The 21,952-nt window shown below is 56.8% G+C and carries 27 protein-coding genes and 1 tRNA gene; 7 read left to right on the plus strand and 21 right to left on the minus strand.

Annotated features, from left to right (window positions below; genetic code table 11):
• Positions 1-7 precede the first annotated feature (7 nt).
• From AB4P91_RS22900 to thrS, 9 genes are all read right to left on the minus strand, one after another.
• Positions 8-84: transfer RNA gene (locus AB4P91_RS22900), tRNA-Pro, on the minus strand.
• Between the two features lie 89 nt (positions 85-173).
• Positions 174-530: a MerR family transcriptional regulator gene (locus AB4P91_RS22905; protein WP_003179985.1), complete on the minus strand. Its 357-nt coding sequence runs from the start codon at positions 528-530 to the stop codon at positions 174-176.
• Complete coding sequence (gene ihfA / locus AB4P91_RS22910) at positions 511-813, minus strand: integration host factor subunit alpha (protein ID WP_002553164.1); 303 nt, start codon at positions 811-813, stop codon at positions 511-513. The genes AB4P91_RS22905 and ihfA overlap by 20 nt, the downstream gene beginning before the upstream one ends.
• 3 nt (positions 814-816) lie before the next feature.
• Positions 817-3,195 carry a phenylalanine--tRNA ligase subunit beta gene (gene pheT, locus AB4P91_RS22915; RefSeq protein WP_150594722.1) on the minus strand — a complete coding sequence of 793 codons (2,379 nt, stop codon included), beginning with the start codon at positions 3,193-3,195 and terminating at the stop codon, positions 817-819.
• 26 nt (positions 3,196-3,221) lie between these two features.
• Positions 3,222-4,238 carry a phenylalanine--tRNA ligase subunit alpha gene (pheS, locus tag AB4P91_RS22920; protein ID WP_003226365.1) on the minus strand — a complete coding sequence of 339 codons (1,017 nt, stop codon included), beginning with the start codon at positions 4,236-4,238 and terminating at the stop codon, positions 3,222-3,224.
• 109 nt (positions 4,239-4,347) lie between these two features.
• A complete protein-coding gene (gene rplT / locus AB4P91_RS22925; protein ID WP_042558693.1) occupies positions 4,348-4,704 on the minus strand; it encodes a 50S ribosomal protein L20 in 357 nt (118 codons plus the stop codon).
• A gap of 28 nt (positions 4,705-4,732) precedes the next feature.
• Positions 4,733-4,927 (minus strand): 50S ribosomal protein L35, encoded by a 195-nt coding sequence (rpmI, locus tag AB4P91_RS22930; protein ID WP_002553160.1) that lies wholly within the window; start codon positions 4,925-4,927, stop codon positions 4,733-4,735.
• A gap of 59 nt (positions 4,928-4,986) precedes the next feature.
• Positions 4,987-5,538: a translation initiation factor IF-3 gene (gene infC, locus AB4P91_RS22935; protein WP_176469887.1), complete on the minus strand. Its 552-nt coding sequence runs from the start codon at positions 5,536-5,538 to the stop codon at positions 4,987-4,989.
• The gene (gene thrS, locus AB4P91_RS22940; RefSeq protein ID WP_395603782.1) at positions 5,538-7,460 is read right to left on the minus strand and encodes a threonine--tRNA ligase; all 1,923 of its coding nucleotides are present in this window, start codon (positions 7,458-7,460) and stop codon (positions 5,538-5,540) included. The genes infC and thrS overlap by 1 nt, the downstream gene beginning before the upstream one ends.
• Before the next feature lie 370 nt (positions 7,461-7,830).
• On the opposite strand from thrS, the gene AB4P91_RS22945 reads away from it, so the two are divergent.
• Together AB4P91_RS22945 and AB4P91_RS22950 are read left to right on the plus strand one after the other, a co-directional pair.
• Entirely contained in the window at positions 7,831-8,133 is a 303-nt protein-coding gene (locus AB4P91_RS22945; RefSeq protein ID WP_042558691.1) for a hypothetical protein, read from the plus strand.
• 287 nt (positions 8,134-8,420) lie between these two features.
• On the plus strand, positions 8,421-8,633 hold the full coding sequence (locus tag AB4P91_RS22950; protein WP_003179963.1) for a cold-shock protein: 213 nt from the start codon (positions 8,421-8,423) through the stop codon (positions 8,631-8,633).
• 71 nt (positions 8,634-8,704) lie between these two features.
• Here AB4P91_RS22950 and AB4P91_RS22955 read toward each other — a convergent pair whose 3' ends face one another.
• Both AB4P91_RS22955 and AB4P91_RS22960 read right to left on the minus strand, forming a co-directional pair.
• The gene (locus AB4P91_RS22955; RefSeq protein ID WP_395603783.1) at positions 8,705-9,022 is read right to left on the minus strand and encodes an I78 family peptidase inhibitor; all 318 of its coding nucleotides are present in this window, start codon (positions 9,020-9,022) and stop codon (positions 8,705-8,707) included.
• 165 nt (positions 9,023-9,187) lie between these two features.
• Complete coding sequence (locus AB4P91_RS22960) at positions 9,188-9,493, minus strand: hypothetical protein (RefSeq protein ID WP_042562020.1); 306 nt, start codon at positions 9,491-9,493, stop codon at positions 9,188-9,190.
• Between the two features lie 132 nt (positions 9,494-9,625).
• Between AB4P91_RS22960 and AB4P91_RS22965 the strand changes: the two genes are divergently transcribed.
• Positions 9,626-9,832 (plus strand): hypothetical protein, encoded by a 207-nt coding sequence (locus AB4P91_RS22965; protein ID WP_395603784.1) that lies wholly within the window; start codon positions 9,626-9,628, stop codon positions 9,830-9,832.
• 30 nt (positions 9,833-9,862) lie between these two features.
• On the opposite strand, the gene AB4P91_RS22970 is transcribed toward AB4P91_RS22965, so the two are convergent.
• From AB4P91_RS22970 to AB4P91_RS23005, 8 genes are all read right to left on the minus strand, one after another.
• Entirely contained in the window at positions 9,863-10,891 is a 1,029-nt protein-coding gene (locus tag AB4P91_RS22970) for a nucleoside hydrolase (RefSeq protein ID WP_150594720.1), read from the minus strand.
• A 31-nt stretch (positions 10,892-10,922) separates the two neighbouring features.
• Positions 10,923-11,327, minus strand: coding sequence for a D-ribose pyranase (gene rbsD / locus AB4P91_RS22975; RefSeq protein ID WP_150594719.1), 405 nt, complete (start codon positions 11,325-11,327; stop codon positions 10,923-10,925).
• Entirely contained in the window at positions 11,324-12,241 is a 918-nt protein-coding gene (gene rbsK, locus AB4P91_RS22980; protein ID WP_150688419.1) for a ribokinase, read from the minus strand. Before rbsK ends, rbsD begins: the two co-directional genes overlap by 4 nt.
• 24 nt (positions 12,242-12,265) lie before the next feature.
• Entirely contained in the window at positions 12,266-13,285 is a 1,020-nt protein-coding gene (locus AB4P91_RS22985) for a LacI family DNA-binding transcriptional regulator (RefSeq protein ID WP_395603785.1), read from the minus strand.
• Between the two features lie 3 nt (positions 13,286-13,288).
• Positions 13,289-14,266 (minus strand): ABC transporter permease, encoded by a 978-nt coding sequence (locus AB4P91_RS22990; RefSeq protein WP_150594716.1) that lies wholly within the window; start codon positions 14,264-14,266, stop codon positions 13,289-13,291.
• Positions 14,263-15,816 carry a sugar ABC transporter ATP-binding protein gene (locus AB4P91_RS22995; RefSeq protein WP_395603786.1) on the minus strand — a complete coding sequence of 518 codons (1,554 nt, stop codon included), beginning with the start codon at positions 15,814-15,816 and terminating at the stop codon, positions 14,263-14,265. The genes AB4P91_RS22990 and AB4P91_RS22995 overlap by 4 nt, the downstream gene beginning before the upstream one ends.
• 55 nt (positions 15,817-15,871) lie before the next feature.
• Entirely contained in the window at positions 15,872-16,828 is a 957-nt protein-coding gene (locus AB4P91_RS23000) for a sugar ABC transporter substrate-binding protein (protein ID WP_150594714.1), read from the minus strand.
• A gap of 202 nt (positions 16,829-17,030) precedes the next feature.
• Positions 17,031-17,477: a hypothetical protein gene (locus AB4P91_RS23005; RefSeq protein WP_150594713.1), complete on the minus strand. Its 447-nt coding sequence runs from the start codon at positions 17,475-17,477 to the stop codon at positions 17,031-17,033.
• 348 nt (positions 17,478-17,825) lie between these two features.
• Here AB4P91_RS23005 and AB4P91_RS23010 point away from each other — a divergent pair, with 348 nt between their 5' ends.
• The 3 genes from AB4P91_RS23010 to AB4P91_RS23020 all read left to right on the plus strand — a co-directional run bounded on the left by AB4P91_RS23010 (position 17,826) and on the right by AB4P91_RS23020 (position 20,077).
• Positions 17,826-18,914, plus strand: a complete 1,089-nt coding sequence (locus AB4P91_RS23010; protein WP_150594712.1) for an asparaginase — start codon at positions 17,826-17,828, stop codon at positions 18,912-18,914.
• Between the two features lie 199 nt (positions 18,915-19,113).
• Positions 19,114-19,383 (plus strand): DUF1654 domain-containing protein, encoded by a 270-nt coding sequence (locus AB4P91_RS23015; RefSeq protein ID WP_090282667.1) that lies wholly within the window; start codon positions 19,114-19,116, stop codon positions 19,381-19,383.
• 4 nt (positions 19,384-19,387) lie between these two features.
• The gene (locus tag AB4P91_RS23020; RefSeq protein ID WP_150594711.1) at positions 19,388-20,077 is read left to right on the plus strand and encodes an endonuclease; all 690 of its coding nucleotides are present in this window, start codon (positions 19,388-19,390) and stop codon (positions 20,075-20,077) included.
• Positions 20,078-20,127: 50 nt separating this feature from the next.
• Here the strand turns inward: AB4P91_RS23020 and AB4P91_RS23025 are convergent, their stop codons facing one another.
• Entirely contained in the window at positions 20,128-21,039 is a 912-nt protein-coding gene (locus tag AB4P91_RS23025) for a siderophore-interacting protein (RefSeq protein WP_150596891.1), read from the minus strand.
• Between the two features lie 85 nt (positions 21,040-21,124).
• Complete coding sequence (locus AB4P91_RS23030) at positions 21,125-21,493, minus strand: SPOR domain-containing protein (protein ID WP_150594709.1); 369 nt, start codon at positions 21,491-21,493, stop codon at positions 21,125-21,127.
• Between the two features lie 250 nt (positions 21,494-21,743).
• On the opposite strand from AB4P91_RS23030, the gene csrA reads away from it, so the two are divergent.
• The gene (gene csrA / locus AB4P91_RS23035; RefSeq protein WP_003179932.1) at positions 21,744-21,938 is read left to right on the plus strand and encodes a carbon storage regulator CsrA; all 195 of its coding nucleotides are present in this window, start codon (positions 21,744-21,746) and stop codon (positions 21,936-21,938) included.
• Positions 21,939-21,952: the final 14 nt, after the last annotated feature.

Raw genomic sequence — 21,952 nt, forward strand, 5'->3', positions numbered from 1 at the left:
AAATATATGGTCGGGACGGAGTGATTCGAACACTCGACCCCTAGCACCCCATGCTAGTGCGCTACCGGACTGCGCTACGCCCCGACTGGTTCTGCATCTCGTTCTTCACCTCGAAGAACGCTCAAGAATATATCGCAAGCATTTGAAAACTGGAAGTATTCAAACGCAGCTTTTTATTTCTTGAGCACCACCAGCACATCTTCGAGTTCGGCGATCATCTGGCGGATCATTTGCTTGTATTGGGTGGTGTCGTCTTTGGCTTCATCGCCGGACAGACGCAAGCGTGCGCCCCCGATGGTGAACCCTTGATCGTAAAGGAGCGCGCGGATTTGCCGGATCATCAGCACGTCCTGGCGCTGATAATACCGGCGGTTCCCGCGGCGTTTGACGGGGTTGAGCTGAGGAAACTCCTGCTCCCAGTAGCGCAGCACGTGTGGCTTTACGGCACACAGCTCGCTGACTTCACCAATGGTGAAGTAGCGTTTGCCCGGGATAACGGGTAGTTCGTCGTTATGACTTGGTTCCAGCATAAGCCTCAACTCGGGCCTTCAACTTCTGCCCTGGACGAAAGGTGACCACACGGCGAGCCGTGATCGGGATTTCTTCCCCCGTTTTCGGGTTGCGGCCAGGCCGCTGGCGTTTGTCCCGAAGGTCGAAATTGCCGAAACCGGACAATTTAACCTGCTCGTTGTCTTCAAGAGCGTGCCTGATTTCCTCGAAAAAGAGTTCGACCAATTCCTTGGCTTCCCGCTTGTTCAGGCCCAGCTCTTCATATAGACGTTCCGCCATCTCAGCTTTCGTCAAAGCCCCCATACGTCACTTCCTTAACGTGGCGTTCAACCTTTGTTCGAGCGAGGTGAGGATATTTTGCGTCGTCGAATTCACCTCATCGTCATTAAGAGTGCGCGATGGATGCTGCCAGGTCAAGCCAACTGCAAGGCTTTTTCTATCAGGATCAATACCTTTACCCTGATATACGTCAAACAGCCTGAGATCTGTGAGCCATTCGCCTGCATTTTCACGGATTACGTCCAGTACAGCCGAGGCTGCGACGTCTTTATGCGCGATCAGTGCAAGGTCACGACGCACTTCAGGAAAGCGCGACAACTCGTGGAATTTCGGCATTTTACCGAGTGCCACTTCAGCCAGAACCAGTTCGAAAACGAAGACCGGGCGGTCCAGGCCCAACGCTTTCGATAATTCCGGGTGAATGGCGCCGATGAAACCGACTTCACGCCCTTCCCGTTCAATGCGCGCGGTTTGACCCGGGTGCAGCGCCGGGTGTTTGCCCGGAGCGAAAGTGAACGAATCCAGTGCACCGGCAAAGCCCAGCACCGCTTCCACGTCAGCCTTGACGTCGAAGAAGTCGATGGTGTCGCGACCTTGCGCCCAGCCTTCCGGCAGACGACTACCGCAGACAACACCGGACAGCATCGGCTCTTGCTTCAGACCTTCGAGCTGACCGACGAAGCGCAGACCGCTTTCGAACAGACGCACGCGATCTTGCTGGCGGTTCAGGTTGTGCTGCAGCGCCTTGACCAGACCTGGCCACAACGAAGAACGCATGGCAGCCATGTCGTTGGAGATCGGATTGGCCAGCAACAGCGGCTCGACGCCCGGGTTGAACAGTTCGAACTGCCGTGGATCGATGAAGCTGTAAGTGATTGCTTCCTGATAACCGCGCGCGACCAGCAAGCGGCGCAGTTCCGGCAGATCGCTACGCGCTTCAGCCTTGGCTTGTGGCGCCAGGCGCGCTTGCGGGTAACGAACGGGCAAACGGTTGTAACCGTACAGACGGGCCAACTCTTCGATCAGATCAACTTCCAGGCTGATGTCGAAGCGATGGCTTGGCACTTCTACGCGCCACTGCCCTGCTCCATCAGCAGAAATGCTCAGACCCAAGGCGCTGAGCAGACGCTCGACCTGCGCCGAATCCATTTCCATGCCGAGCATCTGGGTGATGCGCTGCGCACGCAAGGTGATCGGCGCGATCGACGGCAGATGCTGCTCGCTGACGGTCTCGATGATCGGGCCGGCTTCACCGCCAGTGATTTCCAGCAGCAGGCCAGTGGCACGCTCCATGGCTTCACGAGCCAACTGCCAGTCGACGCCACGCTCGTAGCGATGCGACGCGTCAGTGTGCAGGCCGTATGAACGAGCCTTGCCAGCGACTGCGATCTGATCAAAAAACGCGGACTCAAGGAAGACATCGCGAGTGGTCGAAGAGACACCGCTGTGTTCGCCACCCATCACACCAGCAATTGCCAGAGCACGCGTATGGTCAGCGATCACCAGCGTATCGCTACGCAGACTGACTTCCTGACCGTCGAGCAGCACCAGCTTCTCGCCCTCTTCAGCCATACGCACGCGGATGCCACCATTGATCTCGGCGAGATCGAACGCGTGCAGCGGCTGGCCCAGCTCAAGCATGACGTAGTTGGTGATGTCGACGGCGGCGTCGATGCTGCGCACGTCAGCGCGACGCAGACGTTCAACCATCCACAGCGGCGTTGGCTTGGACAGATCGACGTTACGGATCACACGCCCCAGATAACGCGGGCATGCGGCCGGCGCCAGCACCTCTACTGAACGCACTTCGTCGTGCACGGCAGGAACGGCAAGCACCGCTGGACGGGTGACTGGAGCGGCATACAGCGCGCCAACTTCACGTGCCAGACCAGCCAGGGACAAGCAGTCGCCACGGTTCGGGGTCAGATCGACCTCGATACTGGCGTCTTCCAGATCCAGATACACCCGAAAATCTTCGCCCACCGGGGCATCGGCCGGCAGTTCCATCAAGCCGTCGTTGCCTTCACCGACTTGCAATTCGGCTTGCGAACACAGCATGCCGTTGGACTCGACGCCGCGCAGCTTGGCCTTCTTGATCTTGAAGTCGCCCGGCAGCTCGGCACCAATCATCGCGAACGGGATCTTCAGGCCCGGGCGCACGTTTGGCGCGCCGCAAACTACCTGAAAGGTTTCCGCGCCATTGCTGACCTGGCAAACGCGCAATTTGTCGGCATCGGGGTGTTGCTCGGTGCTCAACACCTCGCCCACGACCACGCCACTGAATACGCCGGCGGCCGGCGTAACGCTATCGACCTCAAGACCGGCCATCGACAGACGAGCCACCAGCTCGTCACGATCTACCTGCGGGCTAACCCAGCCACGCAGCCATTGTTCACTGAATTTCATCCTGCTCTCCTAAGAATTCGTTACGACTAGCGAAATTGCGCGAGGAACCGCAAGTCGTTGTCGAAGAACAGACGCAAGTCGTTCACGCCGTAACGGAGCATGGCCAGACGCTCGACGCCCATGCCGAAGGCAAAGCCGGAGAACTCTTCCGGGTCGATGCCGGACATACGCAACACGTTCGGATGAACCATGCCGCAACCCATCACTTCCAGCCAGCCAGTCTGCTTGCAGACACGGCAGCCTTTACCGCTGCACATCACGCACTCCATGTCGACTTCAGCGGATGGCTCGGTGAACGGGAAGTACGAAGGACGGAAACGTACGGCCAGTTCTTTCTCGAAAAACACCCTGAGGAATTCTTCGATGGTGCCTTTGAGATCGGCAAAATTGATGTCGCGATCGACCAGCAGGCCTTCGACCTGGTGGAACATCGGCGAGTGGGTGATATCGGAGTCGCTGCGGTACACACGGCCTGGGCAGACAATGCGGATGGGCGGCTGTTTCGATTCCATGGTGCGGACCTGTACCGGCGAGGTATGGGTGCGCAGCAGCATGTTGGCGTTGAAATAGAAGGTGTCATGCATCGACCGGGCCGGGTGATGGCCTGGGATGTTGAGCGCTTCAAAGTTGTGGTAGTCGTCTTCGACCTCGGGGCCTTCGGCAATGCCGTAGCCAATGCGAGTGAAGAACTGTTCAACACGTTCCAGAGTCCGGGTAACCGGATGCAGACCACCAGAGGTCTGGCCACGGCCCGGCAGCGTCACGTCAATGGACTCGGCAGACAGTTTGGCAGCCAGTTCGGCTTCTTCAAACAGGGCCATGCGCGCATTGAGAACGCCTGTAACACGTTCCTTGGCAACGTTGATCAGGGCGCCGACTTGCGGACGCTCTTCTGCCGGCAAATTCCCCAGGGTCTTCATCACCTGAGTCAATTCACCCTTTTTGCCAAGGTATTGAACCCGGATTTGCTCCAGGGCATTGATATCTTCAGCGCTTTGCACAGCCTCTAGTGCTTGAGAGACCAGCGCATCCAGGTTTTCCATGTACAGACTCCAGATACAAAATAGGGGAAGAGCTTGAAGGCTCTTCCCCTATTTAAGAAGTTTACCACCTGGCCCCACGAAAGTGAGGCCAGATGATTGTCGGGGGTACTTAAGCCAAGGTGGCTTTAGCTTTCTCGACAATCGCAGCAAACACCGCTTTTTCGTTCACTGCCAGATCAGCCAGAACCTTACGGTCGATCTCGATGGACGCTTTTTTCAGGCCAGCGATGAAACGGCTGTAGGACAGACCGTTAACACGAGCACCAGCATTGATACGAGCGATCCACAGAGCGCGGAACTGACGTTTTTTCTGACGACGGTCACGGTAGGCGTATTGGCCAGCCTTGATAACCGCTTGCTTGGCAACACGGAATACGCGCGAACGTGCACCGTAGTAGCCTTTAGCAAGTTTCAGAATTTTCTTGTGGCGCTTACGCGCCATGACGCCACGCTTTACACGAGCCATGAGTTACTTCCTCTATTCTTGACTAAAATTAACGAAGGCGCAGCATGCGCTCGACTTTTGCGACGTCCGACGGATGCAGCAAGCTGCTACCGCGCAGTTGACGCTTACGCTTGGTCGACATTTTAGTCAGGATGTGGCTCTTGAAAGCGTGCTTGTGCTTGATACCGTTAGCAGTTTTCAGAAACCGCTTAGCAGCACCACTTTTAGTTTTCATCTTTGGCATGTTCGGTACTCCGCATTCAGTTGATAAACATAATCAGAAGGCCTGCCGTGCCCTATTGATTACTTCTTCTTTTTCGGGGCGATGACCATGATCAGTTGGCGTCCTTCCATCTTAGGATGCTGTTCGACCGAACCGTACTCGAGCAAGTCACCTTCAACTCGCTTGAGGAGTTCCATCCCCAGCTCCTGGTGGGCCATCTCACGGCCGCGGAATCGCAAGGATACCTTGGCCCTGTCCCCATCACTCAGGAAACGTACCAGGTTGCGCAGTTTTACCTGGTAATCCCCTTCCTCCGTCCCTGGACGAAACTTGATTTCTTTAACCTGAATCTGCTTCTGGTTTTTCTTGGCTGCGGCAACCTGCTTCTTCTTCTCGAAGATCGATTTGCCGTAATCCATCAGTTTGCAAACAGGGGGTACTGCATCGGCGGAAATTTCCACCAAATCCAGTTTGGCCTCTTCAGCCTTAAGAAGCGCGTCTTCAATTGACACAATCCCAAGCTGTTCACCTTCAGCCCCAATTAACCGAACCTCGCGTGCCGAGATATTCTCGTTGATCGGGGCTTTCGGTGCAGCTCGTTTATCTTGTCTCATTTCACGCTTAATAGTAATTACTCCGAATCTGGGCGACCACGCCGGGAAACCGCTTGCGCGAGAAACTCAGCGAACTGGGCGACGGGCATCGAGCCCAGGTCAGCACCTTCACGAGTACGCACAGCGACAGTCTGCATCTCGACTTCCCGATCTCCGATAACCAAGAGATAGGGAACCTTGAGCAAAGTATGCTCACGGATTTTAAAGCCGATCTTTTCATTTCTCAAGTCAGACTTGGCACGAAAACCGCTTTCGTTGAGAGTTTTTTCAACCTCGGCGGCAAAATCGGCCTGTTTGTCAGTGATGTTCATGATCACTGCCTGGGTCGGAGCCAGCCACACAGGGAATGCACCCTCGTAGTGCTCGATCAGGATTCCGACGAATCGTTCGAAGGATCCAAGGATCGCCCGGTGCAACATTACCGGGTGCTTGCGACTGTTGTCTTCGGAGACGTATTCGGCTCCCAGACGGATAGGCAGGTTAAAATCGAGCTGCAGGGTACCACACTGCCAGACACGACCAAGGCAATCTTTGAGCGAGAATTCGATCTTCGGACCGTAGAACGCGCCCTCACCCGGCTGCAGATCGTACGCAAGGCCCGCACTGTCAAGGGCTGCGGCCAATGCGGCTTCTGCGCGATCCCACAACTCGTCGGAACCAACGCGTTTTTCCGGACGAGTGGACAGCTTCATTTCGACATCGGTGAAGCCGAAGTCGCGATAAACGTCCATGGTCAGTTTGATAAACGCAGCAGACTCGGCCTGCATCTGCTCTTCGGTGCAGAAGATGTGGGCGTCGTCCTGAGTGAACGCACGCACGCGCATGATGCCGTGCAGCGCACCCGATGGCTCGTTACGGTGGCAGGCACCAAATTCGGCCAGACGCATCGGCAGTTCGCGGTAGCTTTTCAGGCCTTGATTGAACACCTGCACGTGGCACGGGCAGTTCATCGGCTTGATGGCGTAGTCACGGTTTTCCGACTGAGTGGTAAACATGTTGTCGGCGTAGTTGGCCCAATGCCCGGATTTCTCCCACAGGCTGCGATCAACGACTTGTGGCGTTTTGATCTCAAGGTAGCCGTTGTCACGCTGCACCTTGCGCATGTACTGCTCGAGCACCTGGTACAGAGTCCAGCCGTTCGGGTGCCAGAACACCATACCCGGGGACTCTTCCTGAGTGTGGAACAAGCCCAGGCGCTTGCCGATCTTGCGGTGATCGCGCTTTTCAGCTTCTTCGATACGCTGTATGTAGGCTGCCAACTGTTTCTTGTCAGCCCATGCAGTGCCGTAAACGCGCTGCAATTGCTCGTTTTTGGCATCGCCGCGCCAGTAAGCGCCGGACAGCTTGGTCAGTTTGAAGGACTTCAGAAAACGTGTGTTCGGCACGTGAGGGCCGCGACACATGTCGACGTACTCTTCGTGATAGTACAAACCCATGGCTTGCTCGTTCGGCATGTCTTCGACCAGGCGCAGCTTGTAGTCTTCGCCGCGAGCCTTGAACACTTCGATCACTTCAGCGCGCGGAGTGACTTTCTTGATGACGTCGTAATCTTTCTCGATCAACTGCTGCATGCGCTGCTCGATGGCAGCCATGTCGTCCGGAGTAAAAGGACGTTCGAAGGCGATGTCGTAATAGAAGCCTTCGTCAATGACCGGGCCGATGACCATTTTAGCCGTCGGATACAGCTGCTTGACCGCATGGCCAACCAGGTGGGCGCAAGAGTGGCGAATGATCTCCAGCCCCTCTTCATCCTTTGGCGTGATGATTTGCAGCGTCGAATCGCTGTCGATGATGTCACTGGCGTCGACCAGTTGGCCATTGACCTTGCCGGCCACAGTGGCCTTGGCCAGACCAGCACCAATGGATGCGGCGACCTCGGCTACGGAAACCGGGTGATCGAATGAACGTTGACTGCCGTCGGGAAGAGTAATAGTTGGCATGGCGCCTCCTCTCCTAGTGGTGACCCCTACCAAAGGTCACGTGGGTTGGGATGAGCCAGTACAAGATCCGATCCAGGCCATTCAATGACGAACGCCTGCCTTACAGCGGCAGGAGCCTTGCGGCCAACCGGAAACCGAACCAGAGTGACTGGGATTCAAATCGGGATTTTCGTACGCTGCCGCTGCCGGGACTAGAGGTCATCCGGAGCCTGCAAACGCCCGAGTCGGGCATGCTAGCACAGATGAACGGTCGCCGATGTACTCTCGCCTTGCCGTGAGGCAAATCGTCCGTTTTATGCCAGAGTGCTGAACTTGATTGGCCATTCAGCCATCAGATAACAAGACATTGACCCACAAGGAGCATCCTCACATGCGTCTGAATACCCTGTTCGCGGTAGTCGCCCCTATTGTTCTACTGCTGCCGTTGAGTGCTCACGCAGACTGGCCAAAGGGCGAACGTGATAAATACATGGCGCAATGCTCGCAGGCCGCAACGCCTCAGATCGGCGCTGCAGCGGCGAAGGCTCACTGCGCGTGCGGCGCTGATGCAATCAAGTCTTATCCCGCTAGCGACATTCAGGCTTTGATGGACAACAAGGCAACGCCTGAACTGCAACAGAAAGCACTGGGCCAGATTGCCAAATGCAAGGCCAACACGCCGGCGAAAAAGTGACAAAAAATTCATTTTGAGCAAACTGAAACCTGCGAAAAGTCTCTTGTTTTGAGCTGTTCTGATCGATTTATGCAGGTTTTACAGGTTTTTTTATAGTCTTTACTTTCGACTAAAAGCCTTTGAATCCGGGGCTTCCAGCCGAAACAGGCAGTAAAGAAAACGCGACTGACTGGCAAACAGCACGTCCGGGGGGTTACAAAGCGAACATTTCGACTATGATATCCCGGTGTGCCCAGTTGGCCTGAGCAGCACAGTACTGAAAAATATATGTTTCTTGGAGATACACCATGTCTAATCGCCAAACCGGCACCGTTAAGTGGTTCAACGATGAAAAAGGCTTCGGCTTCATCACTCCTCAAGGTGGCGGTGACGACCTGTTCGTACACTTCAAAGCTATCGAAAGCGACGGTTTCAAAAGCCTGAAAGAAGGCCAGACCGTTTCCTTCGTGGCTGAGAAAGGCCAAAAGGGTATGCAAGCTGCACAGGTTCGCCCAGAGTAATTTCTCGGCGCACTAAAAAAACCCCGTCCATGTGACGGGGTTTTTTATGCCTGCAGGAAAAGCTGCCGGTATCAGCCGCAGTTGACGCGGGTGACCACCAGACTCTTGTCGGTATTCAGGTTCAAGCGATCCGAGCGGTATTCCAGAGTAATCATGTCATCTGGCTTGAGGAAGCGGGCGTTTTGCGCACCAGCCTTGGCGCGAGCCTGTTCCAACAGGACGGGCGAAGCTTTCTTGCCAATGGCGAACTCCGCTGCCGTTGCTTCACAGCGGCTATGACCGGCTTCGGTCGCCACAGGATCCTTTGCCGACTCGCTGGAGGTTGTGCTGCAACCGGCCAACATGGCCACGGCCATTAGTGCACCCAGTGATGCGAACTTCAAAGGCATGAAGCCTCCTTGTTTTCAAATAGTTTGCTGAGATCGTGCGACCGCCGATCCAACGTTTGGTTTCATGACAAATGCCGTCACCCGGCCACACAATCGGAAAAACGCCGAGTGTGCCTGAGCGGCGCGGGCCACTCATCAATCAATCGTGACTGAATATTAACGAGCTCAGTAAACGTCGATGTAGTCATAGGGCGGATTCGGCCAATTGTCCTTGAGCGCGTTGAAAATTTGCATCACCCAAACCTCGTCGCTGGCCGCAACGTTGCCAACGTAACCCGACCCCTTGGCCCATGTTTCCAAGCGAAACAACAAGCCATCGATGTCCTGCCCGCCCGTCACACCCGAAGAGATGTAAGCCATACCGCCTTTGGTCACTCGCAACTGCGTGTGTTCATCATCGCTGGCCGAGGCCAGCAATCGACGCACAGCATCAAGCGTAAGGCCGTCAGGGGTATTCAAATCGATCTGCACAGCACTGTCCTTGAATTCGCCGGAAAAGACCAAGTGTCGCATAGCGCTCCGCTCATGCCTAAGTCGCAGTGCCAAATGCCCGACAAAATGGTTAACTCGGCACACAGACCTCCCGACTTTTCGAGCCTCATCATGACCAGTGTAAGCATCGACGCCGACATCAAAGCCAAATGGGCAGACGGATACAGTTCCTACAGCCCGGGGTCCACTGAAGAGTTGGCGCTTATTGGTATCGATCTATTGGTCAAAGAGCTGGGCACCGAAGCGGCCCAGCAATTCATCAAGCAGATTTTCGAACGGTACCCGATCGAACAGACCGAGCACGCGCTGGGGGAATAAATCCGCAGGCTGGCACCTGCGGACAGGGTATTACTTCAGGCGTTTCAGGCGTTCGGTCAGCAGATCGAAGAACCCTTGAGCGTCGCCATTTTCCACCCAGAATGCATTCTTCGGCGCCTTGAGACCGTCATACCAATCGACGACGGTCTGACCGAAAGTCGGCCCCTCACGACTATCAACCACGACGTTTACCGAGCGACCGGTGAACAGTTCTGGCTTGAGCAGATAAGCCACGACAGTAGCGTCATGCACCGGGCCACCCGGAATGCCGTAATGCTCCATATCCCCTTTGATGTACTCGTTGAGAATGTCGCCGACAATTTTGCTCGCGTTGTTGTTGAGCGCAGCAATCTGCTTCAAGCGCGCATCGCTGGTAAGAATCTTGTGGGTGACGTCCAGTGGCAGATAGGTCAGCTTCACGCCGCTCTTGAGTACCACTTCAGCAGCTTGCGGATCGGCAAACAGGTTGAATTCCGCCACCGGGGTGATGTTGCCGCCGTTGAAGTGCGCGCCACCCATGATCACCACTTCCTTGATGCCCTGCACAATCTCGGGCTCCTGGATCAATGCCAGTGCAAGGTTGGTCTGCGGGCCAAGCATGGCGATGGTGATGCTGTGTGGCTTGGCTTGTTTGAGGGTATCGATCAGGTAATTGACAGCACTGCCTTCAGCCAGACCTTTTTTCGGTTCGTGCACGGTGACACCCGACAGGCCTTCCTTGCCATGGATGTTCTCGGCGTAGATCGGCGTGCGCATCAGCGGCTTCGGCGCGCCGGCGTAGACGGGTACATCCTCGCGCCCCGCCCACTCGCGAGCCAGGCGTGCGTTACGCGAAGTCTTGTCGAGGCGCACGTTGCCAGCCACGGTGGTCAACGCACGGATGTTCAGTTCGTCCGGCGAGGCCAGCGCGAACAGCAAGGCGACCACGTCGTCGGCACCCGGATCGGTGTCGATGATCAGGTCGATTTTTTCCGCCGCGTGAGCGCCGGTTGCAGATATCAGGGACAAAAGCAGCAGACTCCGGAGCAGTTGGTGCAGTTTTTGAGCATAGCGTTGCATGGCGCATTCCTTGTGCATGTGAAATCGAAAGTTAGAACGTTACACCAGCCACCAGAACGATGTTGCAGTACGGCTGACATTCGCCTGTACGAACAATCGCCCGTGCCTGTCGGCTAAGAACCTTGAATTGCTCATGACTGAGCAGATCGCGACGACCCAGCGCACCTTCGTCATTCAACGCGTCGAGCGTGGTCAACGCAGTCGGTTGCTTGTCGAAGATTTCCTTGGCCAACGCATGGCTTTCCACCTGCATCTCGCTTAGCACGACTTTCAGGGTGCTGACAAAGTCCGGGACACCATGGGTCAGCGCCAGGTCGATCAGCTCGACACCCGGCGGCACCGGCAAGCCGGCATCACCAATCACCACCATGTCGCCATGGCCCAGAGATGCGATCAGTCGCGACAGCGCGACGTTCAGCAAAGGAGTCTTTTTCATGCGGGTTTAAAGGCCTGTACGTCGGACATGGTTGGAATGGAAGGCTGCGCGCCGGCGCGAGTAACCGACAGAGCGGCGGCAATCTGCCCGTAGCGGATCGCTTCGGCCTCGGACTTGCCGCCGGCCAGCGCAGCGGCAAAACCACCGACAAAGGTGTCCCCCGCTGCCGTGGTATCGACGGCCTTCACCTTCGGCGCCGGGAAATGCTCGAAGCCTTTGCCATTGGCGAACAACGAGCCCTCAGCGCCAAGGGTGATAATGACCTTGCCTGCGCCCATCGCGATCAGGTGACTTGCCGCGCTTTCTGCAGTTTCCAGCGAATCAACCGGCAACCCGCTCAAGGCAGCGGCTTCACTTTCGTTGGGAATCAGGTAATCAATGGCTGCGAACCAGTCTGCCGGCAATGGACGGCTGGCAGGGGCAGGATTGAGGATAACGGTCTTGCCCAGCACACGCGCACGCTTGAGCGCATGGCCCACGGTTGCATCCGGAATCTCAAGCTGGCAGATGATAACGTCGGCGGCCTGCAACACGGCGTCGAAGCGGTCGATCACCGCCGGCGTCATGGCGCCGTTGGCACCGGCGACAATCACGATCGCGTTCTGACTGTTGTCATCGACCACGATCAGCGCCACGCCACTGGAGTCCTCGACAACGCTGACCGCCTGACAGTCAATCTGCTCGACCAGCAATGCTTCGCGCAACTGCACGCCATAGTCATCGCTGCCTACACAGCCGATCATCGCCACTTGCGCACCTAGGCGCGCGGCAGCCACCGCCTGGTTAGCGCCCTTGCCACCAGAGACGGTGGCAAAGGAATGTCCGATCAGCGTTTCACCGCCACGGGGCAGCCGTGGCGCCCGGGTGACCAGATCCATGTTCAGGCTGCCTATTACCACTACATTTGCTGGCATACATCACTACTCGTCAATTCGGTTTCAGCGGTACTCGGTGAACACGCCGGACAGCGGCGCAGTCGATTCGCGCAAGACAATACTCGGGGTCACGATCCGTTGATCAGTGACCAGGCCTGGGGTAGCAATCCTTCGCAGCAGCACTTCAGCCGCCATCTCGCCCAGTTGCAGGATCGACTGGCCGACGGTGGTCAGAGCCGGGTACACGTAACGGCTCATCTGGATATCGTCAAAGCCGATCACCGACAGCTCGCTCGGTACTCGCACCTTGCGCTCAGCCGCCGCTCGCAGCACCCCGATGCCAATCATGTCGTTCCCGGCAAAAATCGCGCTCGGCGGGTCGCTCGCAAGTAGCGTCGTCGCTGCGTTGTAACCGCCGGTGCTGGTGAAATCGCTCTCAAGCATGCGCGCTGGCGACACGTCGATGCCCGCCTCTTCCAGCGCCCGGCAAAAACCGGCCTGACGCATTTGCGCCACGCTGGTGCTCGCAGGGCCGCCAATGGTCGCGATATCGCGGTGGCCAAGCTCCAGCAGATGACGGGTCGCGAGGTAAGCGCCGTACTCATGGTCGATGCGCACCAGATCGGCATCCACGCCATCCAGTCCACGGTCGACAATCACCATTGGCGTCTTTACCCCGGCCAGCCCCTGCGCCAGACCACTGTCACCGCCGGCCGACGCGACGATCAAGCCGTCGACGCGCTTTTCCAGCAGGACACGCAAGTAGCTGCGCTGCTTTTGCGGGTTGTCATCGGAGTTGCAGAGGATCACACAGTAGCCATTACGCTCGCAGTAATCCTCGATGCCCCGCGCCAGCTCGGCGAAGTACGGGTTGAGACTGTTGGGCACCAGCAAGCCAATGGTTGCAGTGGTTTTGGCTTTCAGCGAGCGCGCCACCGCACTCGGCACGTAATCGAGGCTTTTGATGGCCGCCTCGACTTTCAACCGGACCTCTTTACTGACCGGTCGTGTGTTGTTCACCACGTGAGACACGGTCGTGTAGGAAATCCCCGCGAGCGCCGCCACATCCTTGATTGTCGCCATGTTTCAAGCCCGCCGACTGGCGCGTTGGCTGCGATAGGTATCGAGCACGACCGCGATCACAATCACCGCACCGGTGATGATGCGCTTGGTCGGTTCGCTGGCACCGATCTGCGCCAGACCGGCCGCCAGTACGGAAATGATCAGGACGCCGAAGAAAGTGCTGATGACCGAACCGCGCCCACCCATCAGGCTGGTGCCGCCGATCACCACCGCAGCAATCACTTGCAGCTCCAGACCGGAGCCCGCATTCGGGTCCGCCGCTTCCAGCCGAGAAATCTGAAACAGCGCGGCGATACCGGCCAGCAGGCCCATCAGGCTGAACACCAGAATCTTGTAGGGTTTTGGATTGATACCCGCCAGCCGCACCGCTTCCTCGTTGGTACCGATACCGATCAGGTAACGTCCGAACACCGTGCGCGTCAAAACCGCCTGCGCAATAAAAATCACCAGCAAGGCAATGATAAACGACGGTGAAATACCGAAAGCGATCGGGTTCGACAACCAGGCGAACGAATCCCCAATATAAGCCGTGCGCGAGCCGGTCATCTGGTAAGCCAGACCTCGGGCCATTTCCAGCACACCGAGAGAAACGATGAACGAAGGAATGCGCCAGGCCACGGTAATGGAACCTGTGACAGTGCCCGCCAATGCCGCGACCGCCATACCGAGCAACGCCGCCGGTAACACGCTCCAACCCCAACCAAGCATGGCCACGCTGACCGTTGATGCCGCGAGCGCCAGTACCGAGCCCACCGACAGATCGATACCGCCAATGATCAACACGAAGGTCATGCCGACGGCCAGCACCATCAGGTCGGGAATCTGGTTGGCCAACGTACTGAAAGTGTTATAGGACAGAAAGTGGCTGCTCAAGACCGAGAACAGCGCAATCATCGCCAGCAGTGCACCGGCCAGCCCCAGGTAGGTGCCCAGCCCGTAAAAGTTGCCACTACGCTTGCTGGCAGGAGATGCAGTTTTCATGGGAGATCCCTAGGCGCCGCTTCGTTGAGCAACGCATCACGTTTTTGGTAGCCGGCGAACGCGGCAGCAAGCAAATCATCCTGGGTCCAGGTGTCGCGCTCAAAGGTGTCGATCAGACGCCCCGCCGACAACACACCGATCCGGTCGCAGATCAGCATCAATTCACGCAGGTCACTGGACACCACCACCAGCGCTTTGCCCTGGCGCGTCAGCTCACCGAGCAAGGCATAGATGTCGAACTTGGCACCGACGTCGATGCCACGAGTCGGTTCATCGAACAGCAGCACCGAACAATCACGCTCCAGCCAGCGACCGATCACGACCTTTTGTTGATTACCCCCGGACAGTTCCGAAACCAACTGTGTCGGGCTCGAGCTGCGGATGCGCATTGCGTCGATCTGTCGTTGCGCCAGTGAAATTTCGTCGCCGTTGTTGACGAAACCACCACTGGAAATTTCCGGCATGTTGCCCAAGGCAATGTTGGCGCTGATCGACTGGCTCAGCAGCAAGCCTTCGCCTTTGCGATCTTCGGTGATCAACGCAATGCCATTGCGCACCGCGTCGACCGGCGAACGAACGCTCACCACTCGCGCTGGCGAGCCCAGTGCAATCGTGCCGCTGTCAGCGACGTCGGCACCAAAAATCAGCCGCAGCAGTTCGGTGCGCCCTGCTCCGATCAGACCGGAAATCCCGTAGATCTCCCCGGCACGCACCTCGAACGAGACGTCGCGCACTTTGTCGGAACGAGTCAGACCAGTGACCGTCAACGCCGGGGCACCGATGTTGCGCGGGCCCATGTCGATGTGTTCGCCCAATTCGCGCCCGACCATCAGCGTGACCAGTTGCTCGCTGTCGTAATTGGCCATCGGCTCGACGCACACCAGGTTGCCATCACGCAGCACAGCAATACGCTGCGCGACTCGGGCCAATTCTTCGAGACGGTGGGATATATAGATGATCGAGACGCCGCGCGCCTGCAGGCGAGTGATCTGCTCGAAAAGCATTTCGACTTCACGCGCCGTAAGCATCGCGGTCGGCTCGTCGAGAATCAGCACATGGCAATCGCCGATCAGGTTGCGGGCGATCTCGACCATCTGCTGATGCCCGATGCCCAATTCGCCGACCAGGGTGTCCGGATCGATCGCATCGAGCCCTACCTGTGCCATGGCCTCGATGGCTGCCTTACGCAATTGCTTGCGGCTGATCCAGCCGCCGTTGCTCGGCAGGTTGTCGAGAAACAGGTTCTCCGCCACCGACAGTGTCGGTAACAGATTGAGCTCTTGCATGACCATGCGCACGCCGAGATCTTCAGCCTGGGTACGGCTACCCGGACGATAGTCCTTGCCCTGGAACTGCATCTGGCCAGTGGTCGGGGTAACCAGACCGCCAATGATCTTCGACAGGGTGCTTTTACCGGCGCCATTCTCACCGGTCAGCGCCAGTACTTCACCGCGCATCAGCGTCAAATCAATGCCCGTGAGCACCGGTTGCGCATAGGTCTTACCGATACCGCTGACCGAGAGGACAGCGTTCGGAGCGGAAACTGACATAAAAATCTCCATGCGCTCGCCCGATCGGGCGAGCGCCGTTGTATCGCCAGAGGACTTACTTGGTGACCAGTTCGACCGGCGTTTCAATCACGCCATTGGTACCGCTGTCGACCTTCTCGCCTTTGATGATTTTCAGCGCGGTCTCGATACCGAACACCGCTTGCTTGGCGGCATATTGATCCGCAGTCGCCAGTACACGACCATCCTTCAACATTGGTTTGATGGCATTGATGTTGTCATAGCCGACAACCTGCACCTTGCCTGCCTTGCCGGCAGCACGCACGGCAGAAACGGCACCGACGGCCATGCTGTCATTACCGGCCAGCAACGCTTTGACATCCGGGTACTCACTGAGAATCGACGCGGCAACCTTGTTGCCTTTATCGATCTCCCAGTCACCGGACTGCAGGGAAACCACCTTGATCTGCGCCGCCTCCATCGCATCCTTGAAGCCAGCGGTACGCTGCTGAGCGTTGGTCGTCGTGGACACGCCTTCAATGATGCCGACTTCGTCACCGGCCTTCAGCTGTTTGGCCAGATACTCGCCTACCAGACGTGCACCTTTGCGGTTGTCCGGGCCTACGAATGGCACGCTGATATTTTTGCTTTTGACAATTTGCGGATCGAGCTGGTTGTCGATGTTGATCACGGTAATACCGGCATCGACGGCTTTCTTGATCACCGGCACCATGGCCTTGGAGTCAGAAGGCGCGATGACCAGGGCATTGACCTTGGCCAGAATCATTTGCTCGACGATGCGCGTCTGGCCTGCGGTATCGGTCTCGTCCTTGATGCCATTGGAGATCAGGTCGAAATCGGCGGCGTGTTCTTTTTGGTAGGCTTTGGCGCCATCTTCCATCGTCAGGAAGAATTCGTTGGCCAGAGATTTCATGACCAGTGCGACTTTGGGTTTTTCCGGGGATTCGGCGAACGCCGAAGAGACGGGTAATGCAGCGGCTGTGGCAGCCAGCATAGCGACAGCAAGAAGACGTCCAGCAAATGGCAGCTTCATGGGTTCACTCCGATCTTATGATTATTCTGAGCAACGTTTGCGCCGACGTAAGCTACAGCGCTTCCACCGATTGAGCTGTACCTAGAGGAAGCCGCGCAAACGTTTGCGTAGATCGAACTATGCGAAGCTGGCCGCGATTTGTCAACAATCGGAAATCACCATTTATCGTAGGACGAATCATTCGACTCGCCCCCTTTGCTATCTATGCTGTGGTGCTGACCAGATTGCCACTGGTGGAACTCTTGGACATTTCCTTGACCAGCGCCCCCGCTACTTCCGCCATCGCGCCGCTGGTTTGCGCGATCTGCCCCTGAATGGACATGACAGCTTGCGATTTGGCCTCCGGCGTCGGATAACTCTGAGCTTGTGCCGCAGCCAGTTGCTGCTGCTGTTCCTGGAGTTGCTTCTGCAATTCCTGCATCCGCTTCAGCAGCATCTTGACGGTAATGCTCAGGTTGTCGCCGCTTTCAGCCTTGCTGCCCTCTTCCGCGGGACCACCGGTTCTAACCTGATTGCTCTCTTCTTTCTCGACGCCCAGCGCCTCGGCAGAAGCGTCCGCTTCCGCTTCACTCAATGCATTGATCGTCGCAGCGGTTTTGCCGCCGATGGTGACAGCAGCGGGATTGGATAAACCGATCGTCAGTGACATGAGAACTCCCTAAATTTTAGTTTCCCTGAACACGCATCGGCCAGCGCCAAGGTTTCTTTAGCACCTATTCCAGATACGGCAACCCGATTCGTTCGACAGAAGCAGTAGTCCGTTTCGGAGAGCCGAACATGAAGGCCCGCATTGTTCGGAAACCCGGATACCGAGAGTCAGTCGCTCTTTTTAGAATCACAAAATACTGATGTAAATCATCAGGTTAAACATTTCTCTAACGCAAAGTACGGCTGGTACAGATCCTGCTCCCTACACCGCACCCCGGCATCCAGATCGGCTCGGGGCGCATCTAGATGAACCTGCATCAGCACCGTCTCACTACTAGAGAGAAAAATAATGAAATCTGCTTTCAACACCTTCGTCCCGGGCGCTTTGGCCCTCCTCCTGCTCCTGCCGACTGCGCTTCAGGCAAAAGAAGTCGAAACCCAGACCAAACTCGCCAACGTCGTGGTCCTCGCCACCGGCGGCACTATTGCCGGGGCTGGCGCCAGCGCCGCCAACAGCGCCACTTACCAGGCAGCCAAAGTCGGCGTCGAGCAACTGATTGCCGGCATTCCTGAATTGAGCAAACTGGCCAATGTGCGTGGCGAACAAGTCATGCAGATCGCCTCGGAAAGCATCACTAACGACAACCTGCTGCAATTGGGACGTCGCGTCGCCGAGCTGGCTGACAGCAAAGATGTCGACGGCATCGTCATCACCCACGGCACCGACACGCTGGAAGAAACCGCTTACTTTCTGAACCTGGTAGAGAAGACAGAAAAGCCGATTATCGTCGTCGGCTCGATGCGTCCAGGTACCGCCATGTCCGCTGATGGCATGCTCAACCTGTACAACGCCGTCGCGGTGGCCAGCAGCAAAGAAGCTCGCGGCAAAGGCGTACTGGTGACCATGAACGATGAGATCCAGTCCGGTCGTGACGTGAGCAAAACGATCAATATCAAGACCGAGGCCTTTAAAAGTGCCTGGGGCCCGATGGGCATGGTGGTTGAAGGCAAATCCTACTGGTTCCGTTTGCCAGCCAAGCGTCACACCATGGATTCCGAGTTCGACATCAAAAACATCAAGAGCCTGCCTGACGTAGAAATCGCCTATTCCTACGGCAACGTGAGCGATACCGCCTACAAGGCACTCGCCCAATCCGGCGCCAAAGCCATCATCCACGCTGGCACTGGTAACGGCTCGGTGTCCTCGCGCGTGGTCCCTTCACTGCAAGCCCTGCGCAAAGATGGCGTGCAAATCATCCGTTCGTCCCACGTCAACGCTGGCGGCTTCGTTCTGCGCAATGCCGAACAACCTGACGACAAGTACGACTGGGTCGTCGCTCACGACCTGAACCCGCAAAAAGCCCGCATCCTGGCGATGGTCGCACTGACCAAAACCAATGACAGCAAAGAGCTGCAACGGATGTTCTGGGAATACTGATTGACCTTCGCCCGATCGACTCTTGATGGGGCAATCTTCTCACCACTCGCCGGATTGGCGGGTGGTGCGTCGCCTACGACCACGCGTGCATCTTCCCCACAAAAAATTCGACTCGCCCTACACCAAAATCGGAAAAGCGCTGTCAGAAGATTTTCTTGAATTTTAAGCAGTTGCGAAAATGCTTACAGTTAAATACTGTATGCACGTACAGCTTAATAAGGATAACCTCGTGGCCACCTCCCCTGATGCTCCTGACGCTTATGAACGCATGGGTATGCGCGTTCAAAAAATCATCAATTCCCCCACCGCACAGAAAGCCAAAGCCGCATTGATCTTCCGTCTGCCGGACGAGCCGATGGATGACTGGGAGCGCCTGCTCGAGGAAATCGACGAGAACGACAACGTTACCCTCGCCTACCGCGACGACGGCGGCGTGCAGATTTTTTGGGTTGTGCCGAAGGAAGATTGATTCAATGATTGTCCGCTGTTTTGCTTTGCTCTTGCTGTTCATCGCCCTGGGCGCCCAAGCGGGCGCGCCTCGCACATTTTCCGAAGCCAAGAAGGTCGCCTGGAAGCTGTACGCACCGCAGTCCACCGAGTTCTATTGCGGCTGCAAATACACCGGCAACCGGGTTGATTTGAAAGCCTGCGGTTACGTACCGCGCAAAAATGCCAAGCGCGCGTCACGTATCGAATGGGAGCACATCGTGCCCGCCTGGCAGTTCGGCCATCAGCGCCGATGCTGGCAGGAAGGCGGACGCAAGAACTGCACACGCTACGACCCGATCTACCAAAAGGCCGAAGCTGACCTGCATAACCTGGTACCGAGCATTGGCGAGGTCAATGGCGATCGCAGCAATTTCAGCTATGGCTGGCTGCCAGTGCAATCCGGTCAGTACGGCTCTTGCCTGACCCAGGTCGACTTCAAGGCCAAGAAGGTCATGCCCCGCCCTTCAATTCGCGGCATGATTGCCCGCACGTATTTCTACATGAGCAAGCAATACGGCTTGCGCCTGTCGAAACAGGACCGGCAGTTGTATGAGGCGTGGGACAAGACCTACCCGGTGCAAGACTGGGAACGCCAGCGCAATCAAAGTGTGGCGTGCGTGATGGGGCGCGGCAACGAATTCGTCGGCCCGGTGAGCATGAAAGCCTGCGGCTGATCGCAGAACAAAAAAGGCCTCGAACGTTATGTTCGAGGCCTTTTTTGTGGCTAGCCGCCAGGCTTGTTGTAGCGCCAATATCCCATCAGGTTGAGCGATTCACGAGGGATCCCGCAGTCCTTGATAAGGTATTTGCGCAAGCTCATGACCGCCGCACTTTCGCCGGCGATCCAGCCGTAAAATCCTTCTTCCGCCGTATTGGCGATTTCCCAAAGAATATCTTTATCCACATCGACCTCAGCGAGTTCGATGGCCTGGCTCGCTGAGGAAGCATGAATGGGCAAAGTCGCCTGCCGCACCGCCTCAACCATCAACATCCCGGCGACTGGCGTATCTGCCTGCTCACGGATCAGCCATTGAACTGTAAGCCCCGGCCAGTCAGGCACTGAAAGCATGTCGTGGGCACTGTCGACTTCGAAGAAAGCTTGCGTCTGGGGTGGATCAGCAAGGGCAGCCAACTCATCAAGAATGCCCATGGCTGCCGGCAACGCCGTCGAGTCGGCAACCAGCAATACTTGCTTGAGGGCCTGAGGCGGCCGCCACTCGAATCCTCCGGCTTCCTTCGCAGAGAAGCGGTTGTCAGGCGCAAGGATTTGCATCGACTCGCCCGGCTGCGCTCGCAACGCCCAGCGCGAAGCCGGTCCTGTCTCGCCGTGCAAGACGAAATCAATGTCGACCTCACCTTGTTCGGTACGCAGATGACGAATCGTGTAAGTACGCATCGCCGGACGGCGACTCGCCAACATCGAACGGAAACGCGCGTACCAACCTTCCTCCTGCGCAAGATTTGCAGGAGAACCATCTGCGGCAGGGAAAAAAAGTTTGACCCGCTGATCGGGCGCCCAGGTGGCCATATTGGCAATTTCAGGACCGGCAAAGGTGATCCGCAACAAGTGCGGGCTCAACCGGCTTGTACGCTGCAGCACAGCACTGAAGAGCTTGTAGGGATTGGCGGAGGCCATGCGGAGCTCCTTCAAGAAATCGTAAGTGACTCGTATAAGACGAATCGCATCCGACACCCTTTAAGCTGCTCCGCTGAAACCAATGTTACGGCTGGATCGGATGCTCGATCACCACCGATTCGATATTCCGTTTTTTGGCCTTTGCCAATGCCGCATCGACCTGCACCTGCCGAGCTTCGGCCTCAGCCTTGGAGTTGAAAGGGCCAATCAGAATTCGCACTTTGCCGCTGCTGTCCTTGATTACCGTCGGAACAAATGCATGCTCGATCAGCCAACCGCTCAGATCACTGACAGCCTGAGGCGTTTCGCCGCGCACCTCGAGATCCCACTGCGGAGCAGAGGCCATCGCAGGGGCAGTCGCAACCGGCGTTTTCGGCTTTTGCGCGTCTACACTCTTGCCTTCACCACATCCTGCCAATGCCAGTGCCGCGACTATCCAGACCAATTTGCGCACAACGGTTTCCTCGGAAATCTCAAAGCGGCGATCTTACCATTCATAAATACTTCGCGAGCCCCGCAAAATGGGCACGAAACAACGAGATTGATGATTGCAGCCTCTGTATAGTTACGCCCTGGGAATTAATGCCGGATCTGCGCGTCAGAAAGAGGCACCCAAACTGTGAGACTTCGCACTAATCTATACGTACCACCGACCTCTGCACTGTCTGAATCAGGTGCCCTACAAAGCAATCAAGGAGAAGACCATGCTGATACTCACCCGCAAAGTCGGTGAAAGCATAAACATTGGTGATGACATCACCATCACCATCCTGGGCGTTAGCGGCCAGCAAGTACGAATTGGCATCAACGCTCCGAAGAACGTTGCGGTGCACCGTGAAGAGATCTACCAGCGCATTCAAGCTGGCCTGACCGCTCCGGACAAACCACAAACACCCTGAGCCGCATCGCAGTC

The organism is Pseudomonas sp. B21128, from assembly GCF_044218865.1.
GTDB classification, from domain to species: domain Bacteria; phylum Pseudomonadota; class Gammaproteobacteria; order Pseudomonadales; family Pseudomonadaceae; genus Aquipseudomonas; species Aquipseudomonas iridis.